This is a genomic window from Corynebacterium pseudodiphtheriticum DSM 44287, from assembly GCF_000688415.1.
Lineage (GTDB): Bacteria > Actinomycetota > Actinomycetes > Mycobacteriales > Mycobacteriaceae > Corynebacterium > Corynebacterium pseudodiphtheriticum.
Window position 1 is genome coordinate 340,467 of record NZ_JIAH01000006.1, and the last position, 9,279, is coordinate 349,745.

16 protein-coding genes are annotated in these 9,279 nt (G+C 51.1%); 11 read left to right on the forward strand and 5 right to left on the reverse strand.

Features of this window, described 5'->3' with window-relative positions; all coding sequences use genetic code 11:
* Positions 1-70: 70 nt before the first annotated feature.
* The 10 genes from O146_RS0104655 to O146_RS0104700 all read left to right on the forward strand — a co-directional run bounded on the left by O146_RS0104655 (position 71) and on the right by O146_RS0104700 (position 5,000).
* Positions 71-397, forward strand: coding sequence for a hypothetical protein (locus tag O146_RS0104655; RefSeq protein WP_027017797.1), 327 nt, complete (start codon positions 71-73; stop codon positions 395-397).
* Between the two features lie 183 nt (positions 398-580).
* Positions 581-1,123 (forward strand): hypothetical protein, encoded by a 543-nt coding sequence (locus O146_RS0104660; protein WP_027017798.1) that lies wholly within the window; start codon positions 581-583, stop codon positions 1,121-1,123.
* A 375-nt stretch (positions 1,124-1,498) separates the two neighbouring features.
* On the forward strand, positions 1,499-1,780 hold the full coding sequence (locus O146_RS0104670) for a hypothetical protein (protein WP_027017800.1): 282 nt from the start codon (positions 1,499-1,501) through the stop codon (positions 1,778-1,780).
* Between the two features lie 157 nt (positions 1,781-1,937).
* Positions 1,938-2,069, forward strand: coding sequence for a hypothetical protein (locus O146_RS13090; protein WP_255364722.1), 132 nt, complete (start codon positions 1,938-1,940; stop codon positions 2,067-2,069).
* Between the two features lie 312 nt (positions 2,070-2,381).
* Positions 2,382-2,774, forward strand: coding sequence for a hypothetical protein (locus O146_RS0104680; RefSeq protein WP_155896229.1), 393 nt, complete (start codon positions 2,382-2,384; stop codon positions 2,772-2,774).
* Positions 2,755-3,132 (forward strand): M78 family metallopeptidase domain-containing protein, encoded by a 378-nt coding sequence (locus tag O146_RS12835; protein ID WP_027017802.1) that lies wholly within the window; start codon positions 2,755-2,757, stop codon positions 3,130-3,132. Before O146_RS0104680 ends, O146_RS12835 begins: the two co-directional genes overlap by 20 nt.
* 74 nt (positions 3,133-3,206) lie before the next feature.
* Positions 3,207-3,515, forward strand: coding sequence for a TM2 domain-containing protein (locus O146_RS0104690; RefSeq protein ID WP_027017803.1), 309 nt, complete (start codon positions 3,207-3,209; stop codon positions 3,513-3,515).
* A 122-nt stretch (positions 3,516-3,637) separates the two neighbouring features.
* Positions 3,638-3,835 carry an Arm DNA-binding domain-containing protein gene (locus O146_RS13155; protein WP_051619256.1) on the forward strand — a complete coding sequence of 66 codons (198 nt, stop codon included), beginning with the start codon at positions 3,638-3,640 and terminating at the stop codon, positions 3,833-3,835.
* Positions 3,836-3,985: 150 nt separating this feature from the next.
* Positions 3,986-4,714, forward strand: a complete 729-nt coding sequence (locus O146_RS11150) for a tyrosine-type recombinase/integrase (protein WP_051619257.1) — start codon at positions 3,986-3,988, stop codon at positions 4,712-4,714.
* Positions 4,686-5,000, forward strand: a complete 315-nt coding sequence (locus O146_RS0104700) for a hypothetical protein (protein WP_027017804.1) — start codon at positions 4,686-4,688, stop codon at positions 4,998-5,000. The genes O146_RS11150 and O146_RS0104700 overlap by 29 nt, the downstream gene beginning before the upstream one ends.
* Positions 5,001-5,041: 41 nt before the next feature.
* Here O146_RS0104700 and O146_RS0104705 read toward each other — a convergent pair whose 3' ends face one another.
* The 5 genes from O146_RS0104705 to O146_RS0104730 all read right to left on the reverse strand — a co-directional run bounded on the left by O146_RS0104705 (position 5,042) and on the right by O146_RS0104730 (position 7,046).
* Positions 5,042-5,269 carry a hypothetical protein gene (locus tag O146_RS0104705; protein ID WP_021352245.1) on the reverse strand — a complete coding sequence of 76 codons (228 nt, stop codon included), beginning with the start codon at positions 5,267-5,269 and terminating at the stop codon, positions 5,042-5,044.
* Positions 5,259-5,417, reverse strand: a complete 159-nt coding sequence (locus O146_RS12760) for a hypothetical protein (RefSeq protein WP_208853940.1) — start codon at positions 5,415-5,417, stop codon at positions 5,259-5,261. The genes O146_RS0104705 and O146_RS12760 overlap by 11 nt, the downstream gene beginning before the upstream one ends.
* Positions 5,418-5,840: 423 nt before the next feature.
* Complete coding sequence (locus O146_RS0104720; RefSeq protein WP_027017805.1) at positions 5,841-6,068, reverse strand: hypothetical protein; 228 nt, start codon at positions 6,066-6,068, stop codon at positions 5,841-5,843.
* Positions 6,058-6,192: a hypothetical protein gene (locus O146_RS13095; RefSeq protein WP_255364721.1), complete on the reverse strand. Its 135-nt coding sequence runs from the start codon at positions 6,190-6,192 to the stop codon at positions 6,058-6,060. The genes O146_RS0104720 and O146_RS13095 overlap by 11 nt, the downstream gene beginning before the upstream one ends.
* A 527-nt stretch (positions 6,193-6,719) precedes the next feature.
* A complete protein-coding gene (locus tag O146_RS0104730; protein ID WP_155896230.1) occupies positions 6,720-7,046 on the reverse strand; it encodes a hypothetical protein in 327 nt (108 codons plus the stop codon).
* A 362-nt stretch (positions 7,047-7,408) separates the two neighbouring features.
* Here O146_RS0104730 and O146_RS0104735 point away from each other — a divergent pair, with 362 nt between their 5' ends.
* The gene (locus tag O146_RS0104735; protein ID WP_035000550.1) at positions 7,409-9,277 is read left to right on the forward strand and encodes a site-specific DNA-methyltransferase; all 1,869 of its coding nucleotides are present in this window, start codon (positions 7,409-7,411) and stop codon (positions 9,275-9,277) included.
* Positions 9,278-9,279 lie beyond the last annotated feature (2 nt).

The following is a 9,279-nucleotide window of genomic DNA, read 5'->3' on the forward strand; positions in this document are numbered from 1 at the left end:
TTAAAAAGTTATGATGAATTAGAACGAGTTACAGTGATAAGCCAGGATAAACAAGAGGTGGTGAGGAGTCGTGTCGACTAGTGCAGGAATCACTACCGATGCTCCCGTTGGTCGCGTGCTGACGATTTTGTCTGATGTTGATAGGGTGCGTGAACTCGCTTATGACAATGATCGTGACTGTTACCGATTCGTTGTGGATGGCGGGGCTTCGGCTACGTTGTCCGAAGAACTAAAAATCTTCGACGATGAAATCGAGACTTGTTTCGCCATTTATGAGTCAGAGGATCTAAGTGCGCAGCGTTTTTTGTTTGATGTTCTTTCTAGCTTGTTGAACTTTCGAGTAACCATGTTCGCACCTGATTCTGATGAAGTGGTTGCGGAGTCAAACGGTTACTAACGAAAAGCATTCGCTAATCTAATCTGAATCTTTGGCCACCTCTGTTTTTATGGGGTGGCTTTTGTGCTATCTGGTGATATTTCGTTGAGATTCGATTCCTCTTTAGCGCGCAACCCCCACACCACATGGTTGGTGGCGGGGGCTTTTTCATGCCCAAAATTAGATAACCCAGGAGGTTACGCAATGGCAGAAGAAACCACCGCCACCAACGACGGACAAAACGAAGCCGCCGAGGTGGCCCAGCAGGACCCCGCCCAGGACGAGGGGAACTCAAAAACAGAGCGCACCACCGAGTCCTACCAGCAAGAGCCTGAAAAATTACGCAAGGAAAACGCGAAATACCGCACCGAACGTAACGAGTATCGAGCCGATGCTGAAAAGTTCCGTGAAATGCAGGACGCCGAGAAGACCGAGCTGCAGTGCGCCCAGGAAGCACTGGAAGCAGAGCGCAATAAAACTACACAGTTCCAGGTGGAGCTTGCCCGGTCGAAGGCACTGTCAAAGTATGGAATCTCGGAGGAAAACGCAGATCTGCTTGGCTCGGACCCGCAGAAGTTCGATGACAACGCGAAGCGTCTTGGGGAGCTACAGGCGCAGGCTGCTAAGCGTGCCGCACCTCCGTCAGATTACCCAGTGGACGAGATGAAGCCAGGTGCTTCCTCGAAGGAAGATGCCCCGGATAATTCATTTCCTGATGCGTGGCCGGTGCACGGCAAATTCGTATAACTAACAAGGTTCCTTAAGGAGGGATTTTTGTAATGTCCGCTTTCCGGGGGCAGGCCCTGTGTTGTACGGGGCGGGATCGGCCTACGAATAATGGCGATATGCTGTTGCATTTGGCCTCGACTCGCGCGGGCCATGGGTGGGATTCTCGGTATTCTGGTGCGTCGAAGTTTCCTCGGGGTGGTCAGAGCAAAAAGATTGTTGACGCCGTGCGTGATCTTTTAGAGTCTAAGGAGATCAACGCGAGGAAGAATGGTGATAAGCGTACAATTTCTGGTGAGGTTGACGGTGTAAAGATTCGGGTTGTGTACCGGATTAGGGACAATGAGCCGTATGATATGACAGCCTATCCCGTTTCAGGAAAGTGGGTAGAAAGAAATGAACATTGACGCACGACATGTCGACGGTTTTGAGCTGTTTGACTATATTGCTGACAGAATTAATATCTCTGCTGAAGATTTGGAGGACGCCCGCATGGATAGGGATGCTGGACATCCTGAGATAGGGATTGCTTTTTTGTTTACTGGCATATTGGGGCCGGTCCCGAGGAGTGTGGTTAATTTCATTGCGCCGAATTGGGACAATATTAAGCGTGCGCGTGATTGGGCTGATGATTACCTTCAGGCTGTAAACATGAATGGTATTGATGAATCTGCTTAGCTTTCTGTAATTGAGATGGCACCACCTTGGTGGGGGTTTGGGTAAGTACTGGTGCGCTAGAAACAAAACCCGGGGCACTTCAAATTGAATTCGAAATCCGTTGTGTAATTAGTGAATCTGGTACGACGGTTCTACATGTGGAGGAAAGGCAGTCAAGATGTCTGATCGGTATAAGGAAATGGGCTTGGAAATGCTGCCGAATAAGCACTACGGCGCTTGGTCGCATGAGCCTCGACCCGGTCTTGCTATGGTCTACCGCACGCGGGATAAAGTTATCCCGGTTATTTGAATGTGAATGCGACTCGGGCCATAAATCCTGCGGATACGTTTTCTCCTTCGATTGCGCTTTGGTAGGTTTTTCGCGTGCAGCCGATAAGTTTGGCCATTTCGCTGTTGTTTTTCTTAGTGATCGTTGTAGGCTGATGAGCGCTTCTGTTTTTGCTTTTATTCTTGTTGTCATTGGGTCCTCCTTGCTTGGCATGACTTAAATTTAAGCCATTTTGGCGTTGTGGTCAACCAGTTACACACATAGGGGTGGCTTATTATCAATCCATGCAGGTCAGCTTGATTTTTTCTGGCTTATTTTTGTACCATTTATGACATGCAGGAAAACATGGCACTGCCTGAATGGGTAAGCGAAACGACGGGCAATGACTCCTGGCGCCATGTCGCGGAAAAGCTACACACGACACACAGCACGATTCAGCGGCGCTTAAAAAACAGCGAAGCCGATGCAGTAGTGGAACTAGCTTCAGCATATGGCGTTAACCCCATCCCCGGGCTGGTTGCAGCTGGGTCCATAACTAGGGAAGACATCATGGCTTACGCTGCCACTTATGCGGTAGAAGACCTCGATGATGTTGAGCTAGCTCGAATCATGGTTGAGCGGCTAGAACAACGCGAAAAGGAAAACGAGATGCCGCTTAATGCCGTCGCATACAACGGGCCGGATGAGGACGCAGAAAGGGGGTTTAATGACGATTACAGCGGTTGAACTTCACCGACTAGCGGAATCGCTGAATGTACGGATCGTCAGGCATGACAACGGCCCACCCGGCTGGTACAACCACGACAAGCGCATAATCAGCACCAGGCGCGGCCAATCGATAACCCAATACTGCAGCGCCCTAGCCCACGCCTACTACGGTGATACGCCAACCGGTAATGGGCACTTCGATCAGCGGCAAGAACACCGCGTCGATCAATTCGCCGCAAGGCTACTCATAAACGCCGAAGAATTTGAAAACGCTGCGATCTGGCACCAAGGACACCTGCCTGCCATCGCGGATGAACTCGAAGTAGCCCAGCGCCTACTAAAGGTATGGCTACGTAATACCGAACTCGCGGCCTAAACAGCTTTTCGACCACACCCGCGGGGCAATGTCGTAAAACTTGGATCACATTCTCTTCCCGAAAGGAACCACTCATGACCAACCCATACTCCAACCAACAGCAGCAGGTTGACCCCGCAGTGCTACAGCGGGCGCAAATGCAATACGACGACCGCAAAAAGAACCAAACCGTGATGTGGCTGCTCTGGCTATTCCTCGGCTATATCGGTGCCCACCGCTACTACCTGGGCAACACCGGCTATGCCATCGGCATGACCTTGACCCTTGGCGGCCTGGGCATGTGGGCACTGATTGACGCGTTCCTTATCAATAAGGCGTATGCGCGTAAAAATGATGAGATTCGTCATCGGGTTTTTGCTGAGAATGGTGTCGCGAATATGTAGTTTCGCCATATAAGAAACGCCTCACGTGAGCGGCAACTCAATGCGTGAGGCGTATGGACAGCTAGCGTCAACTAGCTGCGATTAGTCCCCATTGGTAATGAAAGGACAAGGCTGATTTTAGCATGGCATCAGTGATCGCGTACTCCACTGCGCGTGGAAAAAGGTGGCAAGTCAAGTATGTAAAACCAGACGGCAAGACCACGACGAAGCGGGGTTTTGCTCGTAAGGCGGAAGCGGAGCGGTGGGCGGCTCAAAATACTTTAGATATGGATTCCGGGAAGTGGGTGGACGCTAAATCCGCCAAAACTACAGGTGTCTGACCTGTCCGGGTTGTGGTTAACGAATGTGGACAAGCTGAAACCATCATCGCAGCGGGCGGTTCGTGTTGCGTGGTCTAAGCATGTGGAGCCAGCGTGGGGGCATCGCACGGTGGGGGGGGGGGGGGTAAGCCGTCGCATGTGCAGGAATGGGTGAACACGCAGGAGCGTGGGGCGGGAACAATCCGCCGGAATCATAATGCGCTGGCACAGATACTCGACATTGCGCTCAAGGATGGGCTGATCGACTCGAACCCGGCGCGGGGTGTGCGGCTGCCGGCGGTACCTAAGGGCAAGAAAGTGTTTTTGTCCATGGGGGAGGTGGAGCGCCTGGCGGATATGTCGAAGTATCCGACGATTGTGTGGACATTGGCGACGGTGGGGCTTAGATGGGGTGAGCTAGCGGGATTGCAGGTGGGTGATTTGGATTTGAAGCGGGGGCGTATCCATGTGCAGCGTAACGCTGTAACAGTGGGGAAACTGATCGAGGTTGGCACGCTTAAAACTGGTGAGTCGCGTGTGGTGGCTGCGCCGGGTTTTGTGTGCGAGATGCTGCGTAAGCAGGCGCGGGGGAAGTTGCCGACGGCGTGGCTTTTCCCGGCGCGTGATGGCGGGCCGATGCGGTTGCCGGATAGTCGGGGCTGGTTTTCGGTGGCTGCGAAGTCCGCCGGGGTTGATCTGACTCCGCATGGGCTTAGGCATGTGGCGGCAGGTCTGCTGGTATCGGCGGGGGCGAATGGGAAGGTGGTGCAGCGCCAGTTGGGGCATGCGTCGGCGGCGATGACGCTGGATGTGTACGCGGATTTGTTTGATGATGACTTGGATTCTGTGGCTGTGAAGCTGAATGAATTACGTGGGTCAAATCTGGGTCACGTGGGCTAGTTTTGGGGCGTTTTTGCTGGCTGTGCGGTTGCGCCTAGTGTGTTGCGATGAAAAACGGATTTTCACCTGTGATGATTCAACTGTATATAATGACATCGTTGACTGGGATGCCGGAAATAAATTACAAGGGCTAATTATTGATTGTGCGGATAATGATCTTACGGTGCCTGAAGCACTTGCTGTTGTTCGCGAAAAATGGGGCCAACCCGATATTGAACTTAGGGTTGATGATGTCAATACCGCTGGCGCGGCGATTCGCGCAGCGTTAGGGATGGGGTCTGCTTAATGAGGGGCCTATGTGAGATCTAGCGGAATTGCGGACTAGCACTATTTACGAAGTTGATGGGGAGACCCGGGCCGGTTCGCGTGCCACTCGCGCACCTCGTCCGCAAGCCATAGCCGTGTGCGGCCTAAAATCATGGCGACGTGCTCTGGGGTGCGGTGATTGGCTGAGTAGTTACGCCACGCTGCGTAGCTCACTCCAATGTGGTCGGCGCAATCTGCGCCGGTCCACAGTTCTTGGCCAGTGTCCGCGTCAATGATCTTAGGCTGCATGTTCCCGCCATTTCTGGACGAGCTGGGCGATCTCAATTGTGAGCGTAACCGCAACGGCGGCCATGACTATCCAGAATAGTGGGGTGTTCCCTAGGGTAACTGCGATAAGTATCGCGAGCACGATTAGTGCGGTGGAAATTTTAGACATGATGTCCATGGTGTGTCCTTTCTGGGTTGTGGTATTTTGAGGGGGTGCGCCCCGGGAGCTGAGTAGTAGAGATATTCAGCTCCCGGGGGGGCTTAGCTATCTAGCTCCAGCTTTTTCATCTCAATCTTGTAGTTTGAGATTACTTTTGCTGCTTCTATCGATAGCCGCAAGATGATCGCTAGGGCGATAAGCCGCACCATCGACGTCATCTTTCACCCCCTTCTCTATTTAGTTGTTGTAATGCCTTTCGACCTTACATTAATCATTCCGCCGTACTGGTACGGTATTAGTAAATTGGAATTAAATTAATTTTGTGTCGTTTTCCGGAACTCAAACCGCTCGGTCTTAAGAATTAGGCAGGCCCACGGGGAATCGCTTCGAACCAAGCATCGCTGACAACTGGGAAACGGTTGGAGGGTAATGCTACCGGCGTAGCTGGGCCGGAGAGCCTGGCCGGTTTGCGTGCCAGTGCTTAATATCCTCGGCGAACCACAATGCGCTACGGCCATCGAGCATGGCCACAGGGTCGGGCGTGCGCCCATTCGCGTAGTAACTCGCCCACGTGCGAGTGGTGATGTCGCAGTGTTTGGCGCACTCTACGGCGCGCCAAAGCTCTTTCCCCGTGTCTGCGTCAATGATCTTAGGCTGCATAGTTTTTCCTTTCATTCTTGTCGATGGCAATGCCGACGGCAATGAATGCAGGAATGAAGAACGCGCTTGCGCCCGCCAAGGTCATGATGGTGGCTGCAGCGGTGGAGATGAGTGTAAAACGCATGATGTTCCTTTCGTGTTGTATAGTGAGGGGGTGCCCGGCCATCCTCATTATGGCCGGGACTTTTGTTAGTGGCTATTCGGCACTACTTGCGAGTGTCGAGCCGGATTAAAATCATGACAATCAAGGTGATTGTTGCAATGATGTCTGTGTAATTGACATTCTCAGCTCTTCTATTTAGTTGTTGTAATGCCGTTTCGCCTTATGTTAATCACTTTACCGTACTGGTACGGCATTAGTAAACTTGAATTAAATTAAATTTATGTCGTTTTCCGGCACTCAAAACACATTCAAAACAACCCCTGGCTGCTATCAGGTCGGGAGTTGATTTTATGCCAAAAGGCAGGCGGAAATGAAGGATTATTACCAGGTACTACCTGTTAAAATCTGGCTACTGCTAAAATCCGTATTTCCTTTTGTCGCATATCTCTAATTCAACGACCCACTCAATTATCTGGTCGAACGCAGCCTGGCGTGTGGGAGTGACCAGGTCTTGTCAGATGAATAATGGCGCATCGAATTCCGAAATGTCATGCGGCTAGTCGCTTGCTTAACTCGGTTGCGCGCGATTCCACAGCGTCAATCGGCAGATATTGCACTCGCGAAGCATCCCAAATTTCCTGCGCGCGCTTCAAGGTATCAGATTGCCTGTTACTCTGAGGTTCATAGTAGAAGGCTACGATGTCTGTATCGTTGTCGATTTCGACTCGCGAATTTGCAAATTCTAACTGTGAACTCGTGTTTCGCATTTTCTCGATTTTTAGTGACCAGGCTTCCACATTTGCGAAACGAGTATTCGGACTCGCAGTCGCGAAGTTGAATGCTTCGTTGAGTTCAAGCACTGTGTCTTCTCTCATGACTGCGCAGTTTGGCGTCAATTGATATTGCGCAAGGATAAGAGTCGAATCAGTTTTTATTGCAGTGCGAACAAGTGGCTGATTTTGATAAGCCTTTTGATTTTAGCCCGCAGATTGCGCACATCATTTGCTGGTTGGTTCCTTGCGGGGGGTTCTATCAGCTAGATTCAAGCCAATATGGAAACTCCTGATCGGCCGAGGTCTGACCAAAGAAGTCTTGCGCGTAGCCACCGGTCTGTCTGATGCCATCATCGCCAAGATGGGCGGGACGGCAATGTCATAACCAACGTCCTTGCACGAATATGTACGGCAATAGTGGTTGATATAGTGGGCATCTGTGAAGCTACCGAGGAGCCAACGAAATGATCAGACACACTAGCGAACACAACGAAACTGTTAAGCCTAACGACTATGAAATCGAACGGATCCGATCTTTACTACCTGAGTACTTCGACGGTGACGGCAACTTCAAGATTGATCGACTTCAACAGGCGTTCCAAGACGGAGACGTTGATCTCACTCGTGAAGGATATGAGCTGAATTTTCTTGGCAAATCTTATGCGAAGTACCTCACGTCTACAAAGACCGAAACGGTGGTTGTGCCAGACCTTGGGCACAACTCGAAGCCTATAAATGCGGATTCCGAGAATCTTTACATTGTCGGTGACAATCTCGATGCACTTAAACACCTGATCGGCTCCTACGCAGGGAAAGTGAAGTGCATCTACATCGACCCCCCCTACAACACTGGCTCAGACGGATTCGTCTACAACGACGATTTCAGCTTCACCGCGCCACAGCTAGTTGAGAAAGTCGGACTCACCGAAGATGAAGCAGAGCGAGTTCTCGATTTGCGTGGCAAGTCCTCACACTCCGCATGGCTCACTTTCATGTACCCACGCCTGCAACTTGCAAAAGAACTCCTAGCTGACGATGGCGTAATCTTTATCAGTATTGACGATAACGAACAGGCTAACCTTAGGCTTTTGTGTGATGAGGTCTTTGGTGAACAAAACTTTGTCGCAGGATTTGTTGTCGTTCGTTCCGAAGGCGGAGGTCTGGCCAAGCAGGCAGTGATTGGTCATGATTATCTACCGGCCTATTGCAAGAATGTCGACGCCTTTGTTCCACTAGGTCGGCCTAAAGATATACGCGGTCAAGTTATCTCTAAAGGAGGAGAGGACTACTGGGTTGAAACTGACTGGCTTAGAAAGGAGTTTGGAAAGTACGGAACCTGCCCTTATGAAGAGATTGCCGAAATTCTCGGCGAACAAAAGCTTCACGAAGTTAATCAAGAACTAGAGAGCGGGAACTATGTTCTTGTTCCGAAGGGCGGCTACCATCTTGTAGGTAGATTAAGGAAGATTTCCGAGGATACCTCTAAGTTTTACACAGTCCTAAAGAAGTTCGATGGTGACGGGTACGCGAAATATCTTAATAAACTCGGAGTGAATGACCTTGATAGGTTGAATCTAGCCGCCGACTTCAGTTTCCCCAAGCCTGTGGAATTGGTGCGGCAAGCAATTGAAGGCGCAACGATTCGGACAAAAAGCGAGCAGGACATTGTGCTCGACTTCTTTTCGGGTTCCGCTACTACGGCTGAGGCTCTAATGCGCCAGAACGCCAAGGACTCTGGGAATCGGCGGTGGATACTCGTGCAGCTACCTGAAGTTTTAGAACCGACGGCGCATGCTTATAAGACTGGTTTTCGCAAGATTGATGAAATTGGGCGTGAGCGCGTTGCGCGCGCGGCGGCGAAGATAAAGAAAGAAACTGGCGCAGATATCGATTACGGCTTCAAGCTTTACAGGCTGAACGAACCCTCTGGTGGGGTTCTTGACGATCTGTTGACGTTTGATCCAGAGCAGGACGACACGTTGCTGGCTGCCGATTACGTTTCAAAGTTCGATCTGAACGGTACGCCTGGCCATGACACGGTGTTGGCGACGTGGCTGGTGGAGGACGGTCACGGTTTGACCACTCACACGCAGAAGGTCGCCTTGGCTGGCTACAAGTTGGATGTGTGTGGTGATTCTGCTTATATCATTTCGCCAGGTTTAACGAGTGATGATGTGGTGGAGCTTGTTCGCCTGCTTGAGAACGGGGATCTTGCGGTTTCTCGTGTTGTGGTGTTCGGGTACTCGGTCACGTTTGGTGTGATGCACGAGTTGAAGAAGAATCTCTCGGTGCTGAAATCTGGTCGTACCGTGTCTGTGATTGAGAGGCTGTAAGG